This is a genomic window from Bacillus sp. FJAT-29814 (assembly GCF_001510715.1).
In the GTDB taxonomy this organism is placed as follows: domain Bacteria; phylum Bacillota; class Bacilli; order Bacillales; family Cytobacillaceae; genus Neobacillus.
Map to the genome: position 1 here is coordinate 346,045 of NZ_LMTJ01000004.1, position 21,787 is coordinate 367,831.

A 21,787-nucleotide genomic window follows, 5' to 3' on the forward strand; every position below is an offset into this window, starting at 1 on the left:
CAGCTTTCGATATTTTAGGGATAAATTTCATAAAATGTTCACGTTAACAATTCACATTAAAAAAATATGTTAACGTGCCTCTTCAAACTTTTTCTGAAGGTACTCAATACTGTCATTAATATGTGGTTCCCTCGTACTTTCTAATAAAATAGTAATGTACGGTTTTTGCTGCTTGATATATTTAAAGACGGCTTGATAGTTTAACAACCCGGTACCGACAGGGACCATTTTGATCCAATGATTGTCAATGATAAAATCTTTGGCATGAACGATGGCGATTCGATTTCCGAACAGCTCAAACGCCTCTTCGAAAACCTGTTCCTGATGCAGATAATTTTCAGGCGTTAAAAAATTCGCCGGGTCAAAAATCACTTGAAGGTTATTGGACGGAATATCATCGAGCAGCCGCCTCATCCGCTGTGGTGTATGAATCGGATGGTTAATTCCGCCTTCAATTCCGACAATCACCCCAAATTTCTCCGCCTCGTTGACAATTTCACGGACACTCTCGACCACTTCCTGGTAAGCCTGCTCCGTAAAATTATCTTCAGTATAAACAATCTCGGGATAGACATTTCCGGTTTCCGTTCCGACAATGCTGCAGCCAAAATCACGGGCATAACGAATATGTTCTTTAAACCGCTCCAACGCTTTCCGTCTTTCCGATCGATCTGGATGAATCATATTAATATAGCAGCCCAATACGGCAATGTGCAGGTTCTCTTTGTGGAAGGCGTCCCCGATATGGCGGGCAAGCCCTGGAGTTAAGCTTCCTGCTCCCGTATGAAGGTCGGGAAATGACTTAGCCAAAGCCAGCTGCACGCTCGACAGACCAAAGCCTGCGATTTCCTTCGTTAATTTTTCCAATGGCAGATGAGGAATATCATGGGCCCTAATTCCAATATTCGCTTTCATACGATTCCTCCATCAAATATATGTTTGTTAAAAATAAGCCGTACCAAATCCGGATGCAGTACGGCTTATCCTTTCCACTGCTTATCTGGCCAGCCAGCCTCCGTCAACGGCAAGGATGTGTCCATTCATATAGTCGGATGCCCTGCTTGCCAGAAACACAACCACTCCCATTAAATCAGTCGGGGTTGCCCAACGGCCTGCCGGGATGCGTGCGGTAATTTCCTTCTTCCGTTCCTGATCTTCCCGTATCGGGGCTGTGTTGGCCGTTTCCACATATCCCGGAGCAATCGCATTAATCTGGACACCGTACTGAGCCAGTTCATTGGCAAACGCTCTGGTCAGGCCCGCTACCGCATGCTTGCTCGCCGTGTATGGCGGAACGAATTTCCCGCCCTGGAAAGACAGCATGGAGGCAATGTTGATGATTTTTCCGCTCTTTTGCTCCACCATGACCTTCGCCACTTCCTGACTGAGGAAATAAACGGAGTTTAGATTCAAATCCATCACCGCATCCCAATCTTCCTGCTTATATTCAAGCAGCGGTGCGCGGCGGATGGTCCCGGCATTGTTAACAAGAATATCAATCCGACCGTAAGCCTGTTTGCAGGCAGCCACCAAGTCGCCAATCACCTCACGCTTGGATAAATCTGCTTGGAAAAATTCGGCGCGGCGGCCTTCTTTTTCAATCAGCTCGCGGGTTTCATCCCAGTCGCGGCCATGCGTGACGATAAACAGGTCGGCACCTGCTTTGGCGAGCGCCACAGCTAACCCTTGGCCGATTCCTTTATTGCCTCCTGTGACAATTGCCACTTTATTAGTTAATGCGAAGAAATCCAATGAAAAGTTGTCCAACTGTGTTGTCATCTGAATTAGCCTCCCAAAAATCTATTTATCTTTTAAGAATTAACGTAATTCTTCCATCTTGACATGGTCCATGTCATCGTACGTGATGTTTTCGCCGCACATGCCCCAAATGAAGGTATAGTTGCTGGTAGCAGTTCCTGTATGAATGGACCAGCTAGGTGAAATGGCAGCCTGCTCATTTTTCATGACCAAATGTCTTGTTTCATTTGGCTGTCCCATAAAGTGGAACACGCGCGTTTCTGGTTCCATATCAAAATACAAATACACTTCCATGCGGCGCTCATGTGTATGGCAAGGCATTGTGTTCCAGACACTTCCTGGTGCAAGCATGGTCAAGCCCATTTGCAGTTGGCAGCTTTCGCACACATTTGGATGAACATATTGGTAAATTTTCCTGACATTTAATGTTCCCGGCTCCCCGGCCTCCAGCGGTTTGATATTATTGATGTCAATTTTCACCGTTGGATAGGTGTGATGGGCCGGAGTGGAATTGATATAGAACTTAGCTGGGTTGGCAGCATCATTAGAACGGAACAGCACCTCTTTTGTGCCTCTGCCGACATATAGGCCGTCACGGCGCTGCATGTCATATTCGACACCATCAAGAATAACGGAACCGTCTCCACCAATATTAATAATCCCTAACTCACGACGCTCAAGAAAATAAGAAACTCCCAATTGCTTATCCAGCTTGATTGTTAATTCTCCCTCGGCAGGTGTAACGCCGCCAAAGATCATCCTGTCGACATGTGTATAGGTTAAATGCACCTTTCCAGGTTCGAAAAGTGTTTCTACAAGGAAATGCTTCCTTAATTCATCTGTTGTATAACGTTTAATTTCATCGGGATGGTTTGCATAACGTGTTTCCATAATGGACATCCTCCTTGACTAATTGTTTACTAATCTAGTTATCTAATAATTTTCCCATGCACATTATTGGCAAATGAAAGAATTTCATTTGCTGTAAAAATATTGCAGTCCCCATAGACTGTATGCTTTAACACAGAGGCAGCGGTTGCAAAGCTGATCAGCTCATCGGGGGCCATGCCTGTCAAGATTCCATGCAGGACTCCTGCGGCAAAGGCATCCCCGCCACCGACACGGTCAACAATATTGTCAACCTGATAAACCTTCGATTGATACAGAATACCGTCTTTATAGAAATTCCCCTGCAGTGTATTTGTCGAGGCAGAAACGACACCACGGAAAGTAGAACTGATATATTGGATATTTGGATAAAGATCGGTTACTTTTTGGTAATAATAAGCCAGTTTTTCGTCAGGGTTCAAAGCTTCAGGTGCCCTCTTGATTCCCAATAGATAAATCGCATCCAGCTCACCACAGGAACAGATATCGACATATGGCAGGAATAAATGGATTGCCGCCGCCGCTTCCTGCTGGCTCCACAGCTTGGCCCGATAGTTAAAGTCAAAGCTTATGGCCACTCCATGTTCTTTCGCTTTTTGCAGGGAGTACAAGACGACTTCACGCATATTTGGCGATAGGGCTGCCGTGATACCGGTTACATGAAAGAGTGCAACATCTTTAAAAATTTGGTCCCAATCGAGTTCTGCCGACTCAAGCAGTGAAACACTAGAGTATTTACGGTCATAGGTGACTTGAGCACTTCTTGGACCCACTCCTGTTTCTACATAGTAGGTACCAAGGCGGTCACCGCCTCTTAATAAATAATCGGTATAAACCCCATAGGATTTCAAATGATTTTCTGCCGCCATCCCTAGCACGTTATTAGGAACTTTGCTGACAAAATGAACTTCATGGCCAAACAGCGCCAGTGACATGGCGACATTTGCTTCTGCACCGCCATAGTGCATATTGATTTGACCTGCCCGGCTTAGCCGCTCGCCAATATTGGTTGACAGCCTAAGCAGGATTTCTCCGAAAGTTACTACTTTTTTCATCATCTTATTTCCCTCTGGCTGCTTGGACTTTATTTATATATTGTTGTGCTATTTCAGTAATCTTGTTGTAATCGCCAGTTTTCGCCGGCTCCACCAGATTTCCGCCAACTCCGACAGCAACGCAGCCATTTTTAATCCATTTCTCCACATTTTCAAGGTTGACACCGCCAGTAGGCATAATATTAACCTGTGGCAGCGGCGCCTTAACCGCCTTTACAAAATCAGGGCCGAAAGCACTTCCAGGGAAAAGTTTTATGATGTCTACTCCTGCAGTTAATGCCTGCTTCATTTCGGTAATGGTCATGCAGCCGGGCATATAAGGGATTTGATAAAGATTGCATAGTTTGGCAGTTTCCTCATCAAAGCTCGGACTGACAATATATTGGGCACCGGCCAATATCGCAATTCTTGCAGTCGCTGCATCAAGGACCGTTCCTGCACCGATGACGACATCGTTATTTTCGTAATAGGAAGATAGTTCTTTGATGACTAGATCGGCATCTTTCACAGTAAACGTCACTTCAATCCCAGTGATGCCGCCTTTTACGCAGGCGTCCGAGATTTTTATTGCTTCTTCCTTGGTGTCCGCTCTAACAACGGCAACCACGCCACAATCAAGGAGTTTTGAAAGGGTTATCAATTTCTTCAATTGGATCACCAACCAGAATGAATTTCTTATATTGAAATAATTTTTTATTGTATTTACAAGTCAATTATATATAATGGAATATACGAATATCCACCAATCCTAAAAAGCCCTTAAAAATTTAACTATTAATCTTAAAAAAATTATCCTTTGCGGTATTCTGCTGGGGTGTAACCCGTATATTTTTTAAAGCAGATGCTGAAATACTGCGGGTTGCTATAGCCGACCTGCTCACTGACTTCACTCGTTTTCAATTTTCCCTCCCGCAATAAATCCATTGCTTTCTTCATCCGCAGTTCCAGTAAATAATCACCAAAATTAAACCCTTTCTCTAGCTTGAATAGGTTGCTGAGGTAAGGTGTACTAACATGAATGACATCAGCTAATTTTTGTAAGGTTAGGCCTTGATCATAATAATGTTCTTTCATATATTTAATCGCTTGGTCAACATGACTGAAATGATTTTTTTCCTTTCGTTTTTTCATCGTATGTGACCATTGTTGAATGATTCTATTGAGAATTTCTATCATTTCCGTAAGCGTTTGCATTTTCATGATGTCGTGATACATCTCGGAAGAGTTAAAGCTCCCTGTTTGTTCTTCATTCCACTTTTCCGATTCAAAAAAGAGCATGGCCCCAAGTTTTAAAGCAAGGACCTGCAAATCAGGCAAGGAAACGGTTCTGCTTTCAAGAATGGCAGCATGCAATTGTTCAAGGGCATTTTTCACCTTCTCCGGCATACCCAATTTGATTTGGTTTTCGATTTTTATTTCCAAATCGGCTAGGTTATTTCCATGCTGTTCGGTTTCTGAAACTGTATCCTCGAAGGAAATCACTCGTCCGGTTCCCATGATATGCCGTAAATCCATGGCAAGACAGGATTCAAGGAATGCATTTCGAATTTCAAACAAATTAGCATAGGTTCTCCCATAGGAAATAGTGACAGATTGCCCGACCTTTTGATGCACAAACTCCAATAACTCCTGGGCAAGCCGTCCCTTGGCTGGGTCATCATTGCGGTCTAGCGATAAAAGGATGGCCAGCCGATCAGGACTAGCTTCCATTGCAGCTGAATCCATGCCGCCTATTAACGATTCGATGATTGGAATGACCTGTTCTTTAAAATCTAAACCATCCCCCTCTTTGACGTACTGAACGAGTATCGCTGAATAGTATGGTCCTGTCAGTTGAACGCCCAAATCGGCAAGCTCTGTCTCGATATCAATCTGCTGCTCTCTATCTCTATTTAGCTTTTGAAAAAAGGCTTGCTGAAGTAGGGGAATAGATTCGTTGATTTGCTTTTCTTTCCTTACTGATTTCTGCCATTCCTCAGCCGCTTCTTTCACCTTTTCAAGCAGTTGCTCTCCATTTACCGGCTTTAATAGATAGTCAAATGCTTTTAATTTAATGGCTTCCTGGGCGTATTTAAAATCTTCATACCCAGTCAGGAAAATGATTTTTGTGTCCGGACTTACCTCTTTTACATATTTGGCCATTTCCAGACCGCTCATAAACGGCATATTAATGTCTGAAACTACTACTTGCGGCTGTTCCTTTTTAATTAAATCAAGAGCAACCGCCCCATCCGCAGCCTCTGCTGCCACGATAAATCCATTCTCTTCCCACGGGATTGCCTGGCAAAGCCCTCGGCGTATAATGCGGTCATCCTCGACAACGATTACTTTATGCATCCTTCACACTCTCCCCTTTTGTTTTGGGAATCTTAATACCGACAGTTGTTCCAAAGCCAGGTTCGCTTGATATAGTCAAGCCATACTCTTGTCCAAAGTGGATCTTGATTCGTTCATTGACACTTTTAATGCCAATCCCGATAGAAGCCTTTTTATCCCGGTAACCCGAGTCCATTTCTCTCATGATTTCCTGCAGTTTCTCTTTTTCAATTCCATTGCCATCATCAGCCACTTCCAAATAAATAAGATCCTCCGCTTGATAGCCCCTGATGGTGATTTTACCCATGCCCCGCTTTTGCTTGACACCATGGTAAATGGCATTTTCAATCAGCGGCTGTAAAGAGAGTTTAATAATATTATTGGAAAGAATGTCTTCTTCGACATCTATTTCATAAGCAAAGTCATCGCCATAGCGCATTTCCTGGATGTACAGGTAATGCTCAATATGTTCCAGTTCTTCCCTGATCGAGATGATTTCCTGTCCCTTGCTGATACTGATTCTGAAGAAGCTCGACAGTGCACTGATCATTTGGCTGGCATCTTTATTCAGCCCCATATCACACAGCCCTTTAATGGAATAAAGCGTATTGTATAAAAAATGGGGATTGATTTGGGCATGCATAATGGCAAATTCCAATTGCCGTTTTGCCTCTTGTTCCATTTGAACCTGTTCCATCAGCGTATTAATCCGGGCAATTAATTCCTTAAAGCCGTTATGGAGGATTTTCATTTCTTCAGGACCGGAAAATTCATTATTCATGTCAAGATCCTTCTGATTAAATCCCGCCATTTGGTAGGCCATCTTTTTAAATGGATTCGTAATAAACTTACTCATGATATTGGTTAGCACGACTGTACAAACAGCCAGAAGCAAGATCAATAATATGTTAAAATGCTTGATATAATTAACTTTGGTTAGAATTTCACTTTCAGGAACAACCGCTGCCAATTTCCATTTATTCGTCTTGATCGTGTCGTAAATGACAATCATATTTTCACCCGAAAGACTTTTGTAGGTGAATTCGCCTTTTTCCTTGTCTAACTGCTGCAGGGAATGCAATGTTTCTTGGTCAAGTCTGTACTCCTTCTTAACCGTCTTCGATTCGTAGCTTCCATCTGGACTGACTAAAGTCAGGTACCCATTTTTCCCGATTAACGATTTATTTACAACCTCTTCAAAAAAATCAGTTCGTAGATTAAATAACACGATACCTCTCGACTTTTCACTTTTCATTAACCTAAAGACAGAGATTACCTTATCATTTTGATTTAGACTTTCATCATTGTGGAGATTTTCCCAGTAATAACCCTCTGTATTCCCCTCATACCTGTTGAAATAATCATCATAGTTGATAGTTGGATAGGAAATATAGGGGGTCCGATAAAAAGAGTGCCCCTTTTGTTCATAGTCAATGATAACTGAATCCAGAATAGTGTTATATCGCGTATAGATCATTTGTACATTTCGGTCAACCTCAATCCGTGTTTCCGGTTTTATTTCGGAATCATCAAGAGCCAGCATATATTTCACCTTTGGGTCGTTTGCCAGTGAAACAAACTGCTGAAACACATCGGATAACATGTAATCCAAATAATTCTTTGTTTGAAAAATGGTATCATTGACATTTTTATATGCATTTTCTTCAATCTGCGATGTCGCCAAAACCGATGAAATCCACCCAGAAATGAATATAAAAATAATAATGATTGGAAGGAAAAGCGAGTTAATTGTTGATTTAAAAGAATAGAAGAAATACCGACGAAACAGGTTTTTTAGCTTAATAGCCATCATTACCAGACTCCCTATTAGCAGATAAAGAAAACGTTTCCACACCTAAACAATAAACAATATTTATTGCTTGGTAAACAGGTATATTTTATCTAAAATTCTAGGAAGATGAAGTGACTTTTCTCGTACCGAGCTAAAAACATTATGCCAGAATAATATATCTCCAGCTTTCACATAAGTATAAAGCCTTTTCCTATGCCGACATTCGCAGCATAGAAAAAGGTTTTTTATACTCCAGTCACATGACTGCGGAAGATTAAAGCAGCGGTTTACGCTTTATTAATCAGGTCATAATACGCCATGCTTCCTAAAAGAAACGCGCCCATTCCATGCAAATCATTTTTGGATGTAGGTCGAGAAACATAATAATCATATACACCGGCAGAAGTTCCGATGCAGATGCCCTTAAGGTCCGCAGTTTCTTCATATTCCTCAACCATGTGTTCCAACAGCCCGTTATAAGCCTTGTCCACTACTGCACGGTAGGATTCATCGACATAGCCATGTTGAATCGCTTTGGAAATAAAATAAATAAACAATGCCGAGCAGGAAGATTCAAGCCAATTATCACCAAGCTCGCCTTTATCAACAATTTGATACCATAAACCCGTCTGATCGTCCTGGAACTTTACGATGGCCTGAATAAAGTTTTGTAGCGCTTGAATTAATTCCTCTTGGCCTCGTTTCCGCTCTCCTAGGATTTCTAGTAAATCGATAAGTGCAGTGCCATACCAGCCTACAGAACGACCCCAAAATTCAGGTGAGCACCCTGTCTCAGGATTTGCCCATGGCTGTACCTTTTTTTCGTCCCACGCATGGTAAAGCAGGCCGGTTTTTTGGTCTGTCATATGTTTTCTCATCAGCTTTTCCTGTAGAAGAACCATCTGAATCAATTCCTCTTCATGAAATTGCTGGCTGTAAAGAAGCATGAACGGTCCACCCATAAACAAGCCGTCAAGCCACATTTGGTATGGGTATTTTTCCTTGTGCCAGAAACCATTCTCGGAAGTTCTATTGATGGTATCTAAAGCACTTCTTAGGCGTTTTGCCGCAATCATATATCTCGGGTCTTTTGTTTTTTCATAAAGCGGGAACAAAAGAATCCCTGTCATCGTAGAGTCGAGTTGATCACGCTCAAAGCGTACATTTCCAAATTCATCAATTAAGTGGTCGTAATAGGCTTTAATATAATTGAAATATTCTTCCTTGCCTGTAGCCTGATATACCCGATACATGCCAAAAAGAAAAACTCCTTGATGGTAATGGAATTCGCCCACAGGCGGAAGCTCTTCTGGACGGAACGTTCTCATAAGCGCTTGGCAAGCCTTTTCCGCCATCAGTAATGGAGTTTCTGTTGTCATCTGTTTTGTTAGCATCTTTGATTCTCCTATCTCCTTTATTCATCCACTCTAATAGAGAAACTGGGTGTTAAAATATCAACACCCAGTAAGACAGCTTTCATTATTTTTTGAAAGTGGCATCATATTTTGCTTTAGAGTCCTCGATTGCTTTTGCCCATTGGTCAAGGAATTCCTTAGCAGTCATCTTTCCACTCATTACCGATTGAACGCCTGGGTCTACAATTGTGTCAAGGATGGTACGGTAGTCTGGTAAATAGAATGGCGGCATATAAATCTTTGTTTTGGAATTATTGTACACTTCAAAGGCAACTTTAATATGTTGTGCATCTTGTACCCATTGATCATCTAATACATCTTTGTTGGTCGGAATTTGACCAGTTTGTTGGTTCCAGTAGCTTTGCGCATCTTCAGAGTTGACAAATTCGATAAATTTCCAAGCTGCATCAGGGTTTTTGGTAGCTTTAAACATGGCTAGGTTAACTGCGTTTCCACCTTCGGCAACATATCGGCCATCTTTCGTTGTTGGAAGCGGGATCATCTTGAATGAACCTGCTGGCAATGCTTTGCTGTGCTCACCAAAAGAACCTGGGTTGTGGTGTACCATTCCAACTACGCCGGTATCAAAAGCGGCAATCATTTCTTTATAGCCGTTTGTAATATCGCTCTTAGGAGTAGATTTATCATAGAAAGAGTAGTATTTTTCGACAAATTCTACATGTTTCGGATCATTGATGTTCGACTTGCCGTTTTTATCAAAGTAATCCAAGCCGCTGTAAGCAAACATTGCTCTTTGGATCGTGAATGATGCTCCTGCGCCTCCGCGGATGGTAAAGCCATAACGGTTTTGTGCCGGATCTTTCATTTTTTCAATTACAGTAAAGAACTCGTCCCAAGTTTTTGGCTCTTTAACGCCTGCTTGCTCAAACCAGTCTGTGCGAATCCATAAGGCATCCAAATTTTGTGCGTAAGGAATGCCATAAAGCTTTTTGTCTCTGGTAATTTCCTTGTTAACATCAACTGCTGCTTTGTTAAGTTTCTTGCTGACATCGGACTTGTCATAATACGAATCAAGAGGCTTCAGTGCACCGCGAATTGAGAATTCCGGAAGCCAGGTTGTTTGAACAGAGCCAATGTCAGGCGTATCCTCGGCCGCAATGGCTGCATCATATTTCGATTTTGCTGAACTATTCGGAATACCAACATACTCTACAGTAATGTTAGGATACTTAGCTTCAAATCGCTTAATGACTTCCTCCCAAACAGGGGTACGGGCAGGACCAGCGTTTTCATCCCAGAATGTGATCGTAACTGGTTCTTCGGGTTTTGCTGCTGCTTTTTTGTTATTTTCCACTTTTTTCTCATCGCCGCCACCGCCGCAGGCAGTCAGGAACATGCTTGATGCCACGGTTAAAGCCAGAGCAGAAGTTGCTAATTTTCTTTTTAACATACAAAACTTTCCTCCTTGATATTTTTATATCAACCTTTCACAGCTCCACCCATACCATTGACGAGATGCTTCTGTGCATAGGCAAATAACAGAATTGCTGGAATTAAAGCGATTACACTTCCTGCTGCCAAGGCCCCGTAGTTCACGTTAAACTCACCCATCATGGAGGCTAATCCTACAGGGAGCGTAAACTTGTTTTGCTGGTTGGTCAGCATCAATGCGATTAAGAATTCATTCCAAGTATAAATGAAGGTAAATACTCCTGTTGCTACAATACCTGGCAGCAACAAAGGAAAGACTACATACCTTAATGATTGCAGTTTTGTACAGCCATCCATCATCGCTGCTTCTTCCAACTCTTTTGGAACGCCTGAAATAAATCCGCTCATCAAAATCGTGGTAAACGGAATTTCAACTGCTGAATACGTAATAATCAACGATAGCGGATTACTGATTAATCCAAGATTTTTAAAAATGATGAACAGCGGGATAATCATCATGGCTCTTGGTATAAATTGCGTACACAAAAGCATAAGCATGAATCCCCGTTTTCCTTTAAACTGGTATCTAGCCAATGCATAGCCCGAAAGTGTTGAACAGATTAGAACAACGATTACAGTGGCAATCCCGACGATTAAGCTATTTTTAAAGAAGGTGGCAAATCCAATATTGGTCCAAGCATTGACAAAGTTATCAATGGTCGGATTGGCAGGAAGATACTGCAAAGGGCGCTTGATAATATCTCCCTCCGGCTTAAACGCTGTATTGACCGTCCAGTATAATGGAAAGATGGTGAAACACAGCATCATCGATAATGGAAGATATAAAGTTAGCAATTTATCAGCTTTTTTATTATTAAATATCATCCCAAACGTCACTCCTTTTCATAACGGGATAGCTTCAGATAAACCATAGCGAATATTAACAGAATCGCAAAGGTAATGACTGTTAATGCTGAACCATATCCGAAGTTGCTTCCATGAACAGCCAAGTCGGCGATGTACATGGTCAGTGTGGTTGTGGAATGAGCCGGACCTCCGCCCGTTAGGTTGAACAATAGATCGACGTTGTTAAATTCCCAAACTACCCTTAATAATGTTGTTAATACAATCGTGTTTTTTAATTGAGGCAGGATGACATAGATAAATGTCTTCCATCTGCTTGCACCATCAACCTTGGCTGCTTCGTATAAATCAATCGGAATACTTTGTAAAGAAGCTAACAGGGTAATCGCAAAAAATGGAATCCCTCTCCATAATTCAGCGAGAATTACTGATGTAAACGCTGTTGTTGTACTTGCCAAGAAAGCCTGGGGTTCATTAATCAAACCTAATTTCATTAACAAGTCGTTAAGCACACCCATATGTTCGTTAAAAATTAATGACCACATGGAGGAAGCAAGCACCCCAGAGATTGCCCATGGGATAAAGGCAACCGCACGTGCCATTCCTCTAAGCTTAAATGTTTGATTTAACAATAAAGCTAAAATCATACCAAAGATCAATTGAAGTCCTACTTCTGTTACAACCCATTTCACGCTGTTAAGCAAACTCGGCAGAAACATTTTATCTTGTGTAAAGATCGTAACAAAGTTATCCAAACCGGCAAAACCATTGTAAAACGGCGCTGCCACATCATAATGTTGGAGACTGTAATAAAAAACGGTTCCTATCGGGTAAAAGAGAAATCCTACTATTAAGATAAAAGAGGGCAATATAAAAAGATAAGGAGTCATATTTCCCTTTTTGATTTTCTGTTTTTTCACCGTCTTTTTGCTTTTAATCGTTGTTTCTGTAACTCCACTTGAAATATCCATCTTGTATCCTCCTTTCTTGATTTCATTCTAAATGAAAACGGTTTCTTCAATAAATTAAAGATTTTAATATGTTTTATAAAAATTTTAAGATATCAATGTCGATTTTTTGTCGTTTTTGTCGAATATTCCGTACTCTTTAAACTTCTGGTCCAAAAAATCGGAGGGCTATAACTGGTTCTGCGCCCTTATTGGTAAGGGTAAAGCTTTTGATCTCGGCAGGAATAAACAATTGCTCCCCTTTTTTGACTTCCTGACGACTTTCACCGGTACCGATCATCGCGAAGCCGGATAGAAGATAAAGCCCTGAAAACACCCCGTTCCCCCGAATTTCGATTTGATCATGAACCTCGACTTGCGTCATCCGGAAATAAGGAGTTCTCATGTAGCCGATTAGTTCAGTTTCTCGATTGCCATCCTGGTCTATTAATAAACGGGGGGCTGCTTGCCATTTTTTTAAGGTGTCTTCCCACGAAAGGGAATCATACTTAAAGATATCAAACATTTTCTTGAATCCAATTCCTTGATGGATCAAATAATCGTCAATATGTAATCCTGAAGGTGATGTGCGCTCCATCCGGATCGTGTAATCTGTCGGTTCCTGAATCTCTACCAATAGGCAACCAGGTCCAATGGCATGAGGAACACCCGCCTCAATTAAGAAAGTATCTCCTGGGGTGACATAGTATTTATGCAGGCAGGCCAGCATTCCCTCGACATCTTGTTCGTGAAATAACGCCTCCCACTGCTGTTTGGTTACACCGGATTTAAAGCCGACATAAACATGCGGAGGTTCACCATTAATTTCTCTGCCGCCAATAAAATACCAGCATTCTGTTTTTCCATACTTAGAGTTAAAAAAATGCTGGGCTTTCTCCTTGTCAGGATGGACCTGAATGATCAATCGTTCAGCTGAATCTATCAGCTTGACTAGTACCCCCGTCTGTTCACCAAATCTGTCTACATGTTTTTTTCCAAGGAATTCTCTTGGATTCTCTTGAATTATTTCTTTTAGTGTAATTTCAGCATCCGGAATATCCAACTTGTTCAAACCGTCATCTTCACGGCCAATCGTCCTGCTCGAAACGACAGAAATCATCCATTCCTCCGGAAAATGGCTATCTAGCGGATTTTCGGCGCCATGGAGTTCATCAATGAGTTTCCCTCCCAAGTAGGTTCGCCAAGACTTGGCAGGCGTTAACTTTATCGGTCTTGACGCATCAATTTTTGTTTGACTGCCATTCAAAGAACTCTACCTCCTACATTAATCCTTCTTCCTTCTTGATATTAATTAAAAACGATTTCAGATATAATTGAAGATTTTTGGGACTTTGTTTAAAATTTTTAGATCGTTTATTTGTTCATTTTTAATAAATAAAAAGAAAAAAGCCCGGACCATGTAATTAGGTCTGAGCATTTTAATTAGAAAAAGAAATATTTTCTATAAAAAGTAGATAATGATTCTCATCCATCTTACATTCCATAATACCCGCAAACTACACACCCAACTGCTTTGGCCGCTACAATCAAGGCATCTTCATCAATATCAAATTTCGGATGATGATTGAAGTATGGTTGTTCAACGCCTTTTGGCGTACATCCAATATAAAAATAACAGCCAGGAATTTTTTCTAAATAGTAAGCAAAGTCGTCAGAAGGAGACATCATCGGGTACTCGGTCACTTTTTTAATATCCGGGTCATCTGCGCCTTCAAGACTTTTTCTTACTAATTCCGTCATTTCCGGGTCATTATAAAGCGGCGGATAATCAGGGGTAAAGGTTAACTCGCACTGAACTCCAAACTCAGCTCCAATCCCGTCAGCAATCCGGCGCAGTTCCTGCCCAATAATCTCCTTTGTTTCATCCGACATATAGCGGATATCCCCTTCAAGCTCAACATGATCCCTAATCACGTTAAAGGTTCCCTTTCCATCAAATGAGCCAATCGTGATGACGCCCATATCAAATGGATTCAACCGGCGGCTAATAATCGTTTGGACAGCCGTGACAAAATAAGCGCCGGCCACAATGGCATCGTTTGCCTTATGGGGAGAGGAGCCGTGTCCGCCAACCCCCTGAATCCTTAGCTTCAAATAAGACCTGCCAGCCATGGAATAACCGCTGTGATAGCCTACGAAGCCGGCCGGATCCGTCGGCAGCAAATGAATACCAAATATATTTTCAACATCATCAAGCGTTCCGGATTCGACAATGCTTTTTGCTCCGCCCGGCGGTACTTCTTCAGCATGCTGATGAATAATTTTGATGGTGCCTGGAATTTCGTCTTTTAATTGAATAAGACAATCGGCCAGAACAAGCAAATAAGCCGTATGTCCATCATGTGCGCATGCATGCATGACACCTTCATTCTTTGATTTGAACGGTAATCCTGTTTCTTCAAAAATGGGGAGAGCATCGAAATCGGCGCGAAGGGCAATCGTTTTTCCTGGTTTTCCTCCCCTAATCGTGACGACAATCCCATACCCGTTCCCCACATTAGACTGAACTTCAACATCTTTCCCCTTATAAAAATCCAAAATATATTGGGCTGTTGTTTCTTCCTTAAAAGATAGCTCCGGATTTTCATGCAAATGACGGCGAATTTGAATCATCTCATCTTTACGCTCCGCCAACATTTCCATTAACTGTTGCTTCATGTTTTATTCCTCCTTGGATTTTTCTAATCCATCCAAATTGTCTATAATTGCGGTAAGTTAAAGTACCTTCCTATTCCGTGATAGGTGTTGGCGTTGGTGATGATCTTTTTGTTCCTTTGCTTCCGGCAGTCCCCGGGACTAACATCATAATCGACAGTAACGATAGGACACCGAAAACGACGTTTGTGATGATTCCTCCAGCTGCAGCTGCATCAATATTTCCCGTTGCTTCAATCGCAGCATAAACAGCTGCCGAAATGGCCACTCCAAATGAACCGCCGAGGGAGCTTGCCATTTTATAAAGTCCCGATGCTTCCCCGACTTTGTTTGAAGGCGCATTTGATACTGCTGTATCCGTTGAAGGTGTCGCATAAATTCCAAGCCCAAGCCCGAATAAGGCAAATCCAATAAATACAACAACGGTATAAGCTAAGCCTGGTAAAAAGGTTAAGCCCATGATTCCGACTCCAACCGTTGTGATGATTGCCCCCCAAATCATCGGAGCTTTTGCCCCCACTTTTTGCAGGATCTTCTCGCCGACACGAATCATCGCCAATACAGCAACTAAATATCCAATTGACAACATTCCCGACTGAAAAGAGGTAAATCCTCTTCCAACCTGAACATAGGTATTCGCCACGACAAGCGTTCCGGCAATCGCATTTAATAAAAAGTTGGAAATGGTCGCACCTGTGTATGGCTTATTTTTAAACAAGGAGAAATCAATCAGTGCATGTTCCTTTTTCCGTTCCACTTTAATAAAAACGAGTATGCCAATTAGCGTCAGTGCAACAAGACCTAAAGATAACGGGCTTGTCCAGCCAAAATCTTTTCCGCGTGTAATAACAAGGTTTAAAGCAAGCATAGATACGGCGAAAATAGCCAGACCAGAAAAATCAAACTTGAAAGCACCTGACTGCTCCGCTTTACTTTCTGGTGTATCCTTGATCAGCCACATGGCCAAAAGGGCAATAATTATCGAAAAGATGAAAATCCATTTCCAACCCATGTAAGTGGCAATGGCGCCGCCTGCGAAAGAACAGACACCTGAACCGCCCCACGAACCAATCGACCAATAACTTAAGGCCCGCTGCCGTTCAGCGCCTTCAAAATACTCCTTCATTAACGCAATTGTTGCCGGCATAATACATGCACCTGAAAGGCCTTGAATGACTCGGCCGATGATTAATAAAAATGACCCGGTTGCAAGGACCAAACAAAGTGACCCGATGACACTTAAAATTAAACCAAGATAGGTAATTTTCTTACGCCCAATCTTATCGGCTATTCCACCAGCAGCCACAATAAACATCCCAGAAAATAAAGCCGTTAAACTAATCCCAACATTTAATATGCCTAATGAAATGCCCAAATCCTTTTGAACAGCCGGGACAATGTTAACCATCGCCTGCGCGAACAGCCAAAATGTAAGAACGCCAAACACAATCCCTGTAATTAATTTATTTGTACCTTTATAGCCTGCTTCCATAGTCAAGCCTCCATAGTTTCATTTAATAAAACAATTGCGTTTATTTTTGGCACCTTATTTGTTTTTTATTTACAGGTGACTCTCTCTTTGATAAAAAATGTAACAAAAAACGAAATGGTGACCCTAGGCACTTTATCTATACGGAAAGCTTAAGTAATTCAGCTTTTGCTTCGACTTTCCCTTCTATGACTGGGACAACATCAACATATTGATTGGTATTTGTAATTACTACAGGCGTTTTTACATCAAAGCCGGCGGCTTTAATTTTTTCAATGTCAAATTCAATGAGAGAATCTCCCGCCTTCACTTGATCCCATTGTTCCACATGAGTGGTGAAACATTGACCGTTTAAATTAATCGTATCAACTCCAATATAAATTAAAATTTCCGCTCCATTCACAGATGTAATGCCAATGGCATGTCCGGTCGGAAATAGAGTGGTAACCGTTCCGTCAACGGGAGAGATCACTTCACCGTTTGTCGGTTCAATCGCAATTCCTTTACCTACCGTCTCAGTAGAAAACAACGGATCACAAATTTCGCTTAATGGAACAATTTCACCGCTTAACGGGCTTAGAATGGTTTCTCCCTTTACATTGGCCAGTCCAAATTCTTTCACTGTTTTGGCAGAAACTACGTCATTTTTTCCTTCATATCCAAAGATTAGTGTCAGAACCATCCCGATGACTAACGCCGTTAAAGTACCTATTAAATATAGTCCGATTGGCGTAAATACAGGAATAGACAAAAAACTTGGCAGAGCAAATGCCGTCCCTTTTATCCCAAACGCCCCATTAATCGCTCCGCCAATGGCTCCGGCTAATGCCACATACACCATTGTTCGCTTGAAACGTACCAGGATTCCGTATGTGATGATTTCTGTCGTACCTGCCAAGGCACCGGGTACAAGCCCGGACCCGGCCAAAGTTTTCAAATCTTTATCCCTCGTCCTAAAGAAAACTCCCAGGCCCATCCCAATTTGGGCAAACGGGGCAGCCGCTACCATCGGGCTTATTGGATCACCGCCAGTTGCCAGGTTGGCAATCATGATGGGAACAACCGCCCAGTGAAGACCCAATATCGTCAGGAATGACCATGCCGCTCCCAGAACCGCTCCTGTTAAAATACCGCTTTTTGCACTTAAAAATTTAATGATGACGGCTAAGCCCCCGCCAACGTATGTACCGAATGGACCAAAGATCAGTACAGTCAAAGGAACAATAATTGCTAATGATATAAGCGGATTCACAAACATTTGCAATTCTTTATAAATAACTTTTTTCAAAAATTTATCTAATAGTGAATAAATCGAAACGGCAATCAAAATGGGAAAGACGGTCGAAGAATAATTTGCCAATATAACCGGAATCCCTAAAAATTCTACGTTTTGCGCTTTTGATGTCACTAAATTCGTATAATGCGGCTCTAAAAGTGCAGCACCGATTGCACCGCCAACATAGCCGTTGGCCCCGAGTTTAATTGCTAAAGTTATCCCGAGGAAAACCGGAAAGAAGTAAAAAATAGCATGTCCAGCTGCAGCTAAAATCGCATAGGTGGCACTTTTAGGAGATAACCATCCTACTGTCGTCAAAATCGATAATAAAGCTGAAATCAATCCTGACCCGGCAAGTACCCCTAAAATAGGCGCAAAACTTCCACTGATTACCCCTAAAATTTTATTCATGACCGTTTCATTTTGTTCTATTGAAGCATTGCTTGTATGAATCGTATTCACTTTTTTGTTCTCCTTGGTTGAAATTTTTTAAATGCAGAAACCTGCTTTTATGATTTCCATTTTCTTGTTCCTATATTTGATAACTTAAAAAATCAATGGAAAAAGCCCTATCCGATTTTTGGATAGGGCCAAGTTATATATTAGGATTTAAATCCTTTATTTTTTGTATCCTAGGTTTGGAATGTCATTCCAGCGCTGGCTTAGATAGCGCACGGTCATTTTTGGTTCTCTTGCACGGGTGAAGACTCCTTTTTTGTTGCCTTGAACGCGCATGATGCCGAATTTCGTTTGGAAATCGGCGAAGTTCCATAATTGTTCGCCTACAAAGTTAGGAATCTCATCGAATACCTTGCTGTTCATGCGGTAGTAATCTTCCTGGTATTCTTCACTGAACGGCTCGCCAAGTGCACTATGGAATCCGGCAACCGTATCGGCACCATATTCGGTGTACATAATCGGTTTATCCGGGTATTTTTCCTGCCACTCTAACAGCTCTTGACGGGTCTTTTCTTCAGCCGTCTTCAAGTCGCCATGTTGCACATACCAGCCATAGTAGCGGTTTAAGGCAATCACATCAACTAGGTCTGTACATTTGTCAGCCCTTGGCGTTGCCATCATGATGCCAACATACGTACATGGTCGCTTTTGTGGATCCAATTCGCGAGCCAGATTAAATAACGGTTCAAAATACTCGTGGGAACCTTTTGAATAAGTGGCTGCCTCGTTGGCAATTGACCACATGACAACACAAGCATGATTTTTATCGCGGTCGATCAGCTCGCGAATCACCTGTTGATGAGCCTCGGCTGTCTTCAACTTTTCCCAAGTATCGTCTTCAAAATCTCCGCCTTTTTCTAAAAGCGATACGTCAAAGGTGAAGGATAGCATTAATCCAACTGCCGGTGTTTCGTCAATAACAACAATTCCTTCACGGTCGCAAAGGCGCATCATTTCTTCGGAATATGGATAATGCGACGTCCGGAATGAATTGGCGCCCATGGCTTTCATCAAATTGATATCGTGCACATTATAGGCTTCGTCAAGTCCACGGCCTCGTACATACGTATCTTCATGCTTGCCAAAGCCTTTGAAGTAGAATGGTTTCCCATTGATTAAGAACTTGCCGCTCTTTACTTCTAGCTTGCGGACGCCAAACTTTTCTTCATACACATCTTCCACTTCACCATTATTGAGTCCTTCTACTTTCGCACTGTAGAGATACGCATTGAGCGGCTGCCATAAATGGACGTTCTCAAGCGTAACATTTACTTCTGTTCCAGTAGTCTGAGCGACCGTTTTGCCTTGTTCGTCAAGAATTGTTACCCTCACTTCATCGAAATGTCCGCCAGTTTTAACAGAAACTTGAACATCTGCCTGCTGATTGGCTAAATCGACATTTGGAACAATCACAATATCTTCAATATAATTCTTTGGTGTTGAATAAATTTTGACAGGACGATGCAATCCTGCGTAGTTAAAGAAGTCAAAATTCTCATCCACTTTACGGATGACTTTTCCACTTTCATCTGTCGTTTCGCTATAATTTCCAACTGGCAATGTCGTATAATCCAAAAGATTGCTCACACGAACAGTTAAACGGTTTGCCCCCGGAATCAAGAATTTATTGATTTCAGCTTCAAATGGCATAAATCCGCCCTTATGATGGACAACAAACTCGCCGTTCACATACACCCATGCTTCATGAGTCGCAGAACCAAAGCGCAATACCAATCTTTCATCACGCAAGGCCTTGGCGATGGTAAATTCTGTTTCATACCAAACATAGCCACTATGCTTACGAATTTCTTGAGACACAGCTTGATCATTAAACGACGCCGGAACCGCCATCGACTCACCCGTTGGCAACGGCTGGTTCACATCTATTTCTTTCACTTCATCATCCATCATAAATTTCCAAACACCACTTAGCTCCAATACAACTCGGCTATCCGTTGCAATAGGATATAACATTTGCTTTCTCCTCCAGTCATGTACAGAAAATACTAAGGTCTACCCATAGGCTTTGAGGAATTCATTTTGCCTATTCGCTATTATGTAAGGGCTTTAATTTTATTATAGGGAATCCGCTCTGGTAATAATCGTAATATTTTTACTAGATTCGTAATTATATTGCTATTTTTTATTTTTCTATGTACATTAAAACGAGAGGAGTGATGATGTTGGAAGGAAATTTTAACTATCAAGATTTTGTGAAAATCTGCAAAATGGTCCACTCCATTACAAAAATTGATATACGCCTGCATAATCAGGATGGGGATACCCTGTTCCAACGGATAAACCATTATATCCCGGCAGTTTTACACCAGCCAGGCAATGAGGCTACAAAAATGAATGAAATCCTTCATAGCCTCCAAGCAAATCATTATTATCACCATATAAACACATTCGGTTTAGAGTACCTGGCCATTGGCATTTGGCGGGGCCCATCTTTTTATGGCAGCATTCTTGCTGGTCCTTTTATTTCACATTTATCGGTCATTGAACTGTTACGGGATATTATTTCAAAAAACAATCTCCCGATCGGTGAACGTAAGCAATTGGAACAATTCTATCAATCCTTGCCGACTTTCAGTGAAACAGAGTATAAGAATATCGGGGAAATGCTGGTTAATCTTTGTGGTCATGATTTTATATATTCAGGTGCATTTTCCTCTGGTACACCGCTTCCCCCACTCAAACCAGCTCTGCAAAAGACAACTATTGAAGGAAGTAAGCATTTAATCGAATATAGATACGAGCACCAGAATAAATTGATGGATGCCATTACTAAAGGGGACAAGGCTGAGGTTCATCATTTAATCCATTCGATGACAGATTTTGTGGCGTTTTCCGACAGAGTGCCTGGAAGCCCGATTCGGTCCTCCAAGAATATTTCCTTTGTTTTCAATACCTTGTGCCGGGTCGCAGCTGAAAAAAGCGGCGTCCATCCTGTGTATCTCGATAATATTTCCGAACGGTTCGCCATTTTGATTGAGCGTGCGACCACGCTTTCCCAGTTAAAGAAGCTATTTGTGGTCATGGCCAATGAATATTGCGATCTTGTCGACACTTTTGCCACTGGCCATTACAGCCTAATGGTGAAAAACGCGCTGGATTATATTTTGCTCAATTTAGGCGGCCCATTGACCCTACAGTTGATTGCGGACGAAATTCACGTCAATCCTTCACACCTGTCACGGAAATTTAAAAGCGATACCGGGATGACCGTGACCGAATTCATTAATCGCAAACGGGTGGAGGAGGCGAAATTATATTTACAACGAGGCAATAGTTCCATCACAGATGTTGCCTTTATGGTCGGATTTAATGACTTAAATTACTTTACTAAAGTATTCAAAAAAATCACCTCAATGACTCCATCTCATTATGTCAAAAGAAAATCCATTAACCTAAAAAACAACTCCTGAATAGATGGAGTTGTTTTTATCATCATTTA

The 21,787-nt window shown here is 41.7% G+C and carries 17 protein-coding genes; 1 reads left to right on the forward strand and 16 read right to left on the reverse strand.

What is annotated here, in order from left to right; genetic code table 11:
- Window positions 1–69: 69 nt before the first annotated feature.
- The 16 genes from AR334_RS11950 to uidA all read right to left on the reverse strand — a co-directional run bounded on the left by AR334_RS11950 (window position 70) and on the right by uidA (window position 20,301).
- The gene (locus AR334_RS11950) at window positions 70–915 is read right to left on the reverse strand and encodes a sugar phosphate isomerase/epimerase (RefSeq protein ID WP_066310504.1); all 846 of its coding nucleotides are present in this window, start codon (window positions 913–915) and stop codon (window positions 70–72) included.
- An 81-nt stretch (window positions 916–996) separates the two neighbouring features.
- Window positions 997–1,779: a 2-dehydro-3-deoxy-D-gluconate 5-dehydrogenase KduD gene (gene kduD, locus AR334_RS11955; RefSeq protein WP_066310507.1), complete on the reverse strand. Its 783-nt coding sequence runs from the start codon at window positions 1,777–1,779 to the stop codon at window positions 997–999.
- Between the two features lie 39 nt (window positions 1,780–1,818).
- Window positions 1,819–2,649, reverse strand: a complete 831-nt coding sequence (gene kduI, locus AR334_RS11960) for a 5-dehydro-4-deoxy-D-glucuronate isomerase (RefSeq protein WP_066310510.1) — start codon at window positions 2,647–2,649, stop codon at window positions 1,819–1,821.
- A gap of 38 nt (window positions 2,650–2,687) precedes the next feature.
- The gene (locus AR334_RS11965) at window positions 2,688–3,704 is read right to left on the reverse strand and encodes a PfkB family carbohydrate kinase (protein WP_367576358.1); all 1,017 of its coding nucleotides are present in this window, start codon (window positions 3,702–3,704) and stop codon (window positions 2,688–2,690) included.
- A 1-nt stretch (window position 3,705) separates the two neighbouring features.
- Window positions 3,706–4,350 (reverse strand): bifunctional 4-hydroxy-2-oxoglutarate aldolase/2-dehydro-3-deoxy-phosphogluconate aldolase, encoded by a 645-nt coding sequence (locus tag AR334_RS11970; RefSeq protein ID WP_066310513.1) that lies wholly within the window; start codon window positions 4,348–4,350, stop codon window positions 3,706–3,708.
- 140 nt (window positions 4,351–4,490) lie between these two features.
- A complete protein-coding gene (locus AR334_RS11975) occupies window positions 4,491–6,038 on the reverse strand; it encodes a response regulator (protein ID WP_066310515.1) in 1,548 nt (515 codons plus the stop codon).
- On the reverse strand, window positions 6,031–7,830 hold the full coding sequence (locus AR334_RS11980; RefSeq protein ID WP_253701283.1) for a sensor histidine kinase: 1,800 nt from the start codon (window positions 7,828–7,830) through the stop codon (window positions 6,031–6,033). The genes AR334_RS11975 and AR334_RS11980 overlap by 8 nt, the downstream gene beginning before the upstream one ends.
- 266 nt (window positions 7,831–8,096) lie before the next feature.
- Window positions 8,097–9,188 carry a glycoside hydrolase family 105 protein gene (locus AR334_RS11985; RefSeq protein WP_253701289.1) on the reverse strand — a complete coding sequence of 364 codons (1,092 nt, stop codon included), beginning with the start codon at window positions 9,186–9,188 and terminating at the stop codon, window positions 8,097–8,099.
- A gap of 100 nt (window positions 9,189–9,288) precedes the next feature.
- Entirely contained in the window at window positions 9,289–10,635 is a 1,347-nt protein-coding gene (locus AR334_RS11990) for a sugar ABC transporter substrate-binding protein (RefSeq protein ID WP_066310524.1), read from the reverse strand.
- A 29-nt stretch (window positions 10,636–10,664) separates the two neighbouring features.
- Window positions 10,665–11,501, reverse strand: coding sequence for a carbohydrate ABC transporter permease (locus AR334_RS11995; protein ID WP_066310527.1), 837 nt, complete (start codon window positions 11,499–11,501; stop codon window positions 10,665–10,667).
- An 8-nt stretch (window positions 11,502–11,509) separates the two neighbouring features.
- Window positions 11,510–12,451, reverse strand: coding sequence for a carbohydrate ABC transporter permease (locus AR334_RS12000; RefSeq protein WP_066310530.1), 942 nt, complete (start codon window positions 12,449–12,451; stop codon window positions 11,510–11,512).
- A gap of 136 nt (window positions 12,452–12,587) precedes the next feature.
- On the reverse strand, window positions 12,588–13,694 hold the full coding sequence (locus AR334_RS12005; RefSeq protein ID WP_216638025.1) for a type I phosphomannose isomerase catalytic subunit: 1,107 nt from the start codon (window positions 13,692–13,694) through the stop codon (window positions 12,588–12,590).
- Between the two features lie 227 nt (window positions 13,695–13,921).
- Window positions 13,922–15,106, reverse strand: coding sequence for a M20 family metallopeptidase (locus AR334_RS12010; RefSeq protein ID WP_066310533.1), 1,185 nt, complete (start codon window positions 15,104–15,106; stop codon window positions 13,922–13,924).
- Window positions 15,107–15,176: 70 nt separating this feature from the next.
- The gene (locus AR334_RS12015) at window positions 15,177–16,595 is read right to left on the reverse strand and encodes an MFS transporter (protein ID WP_066310536.1); all 1,419 of its coding nucleotides are present in this window, start codon (window positions 16,593–16,595) and stop codon (window positions 15,177–15,179) included.
- Window positions 16,596–16,731: 136 nt separating this feature from the next.
- Window positions 16,732–18,330, reverse strand: a complete 1,599-nt coding sequence (locus tag AR334_RS12020; RefSeq protein ID WP_066310539.1) for a glucose PTS transporter subunit IIA — start codon at window positions 18,328–18,330, stop codon at window positions 16,732–16,734.
- A 156-nt stretch (window positions 18,331–18,486) separates the two neighbouring features.
- Entirely contained in the window at window positions 18,487–20,301 is a 1,815-nt protein-coding gene (gene uidA, locus AR334_RS12025) for a beta-glucuronidase (RefSeq protein ID WP_066310542.1), read from the reverse strand.
- A 203-nt stretch (window positions 20,302–20,504) separates the two neighbouring features.
- On the opposite strand from uidA, the gene AR334_RS12030 reads away from it, so the two are divergent.
- A complete protein-coding gene (locus AR334_RS12030; RefSeq protein ID WP_253701284.1) occupies window positions 20,505–21,758 on the forward strand; it encodes a helix-turn-helix transcriptional regulator in 1,254 nt (417 codons plus the stop codon).
- Window positions 21,759–21,787 lie beyond the last annotated feature (29 nt).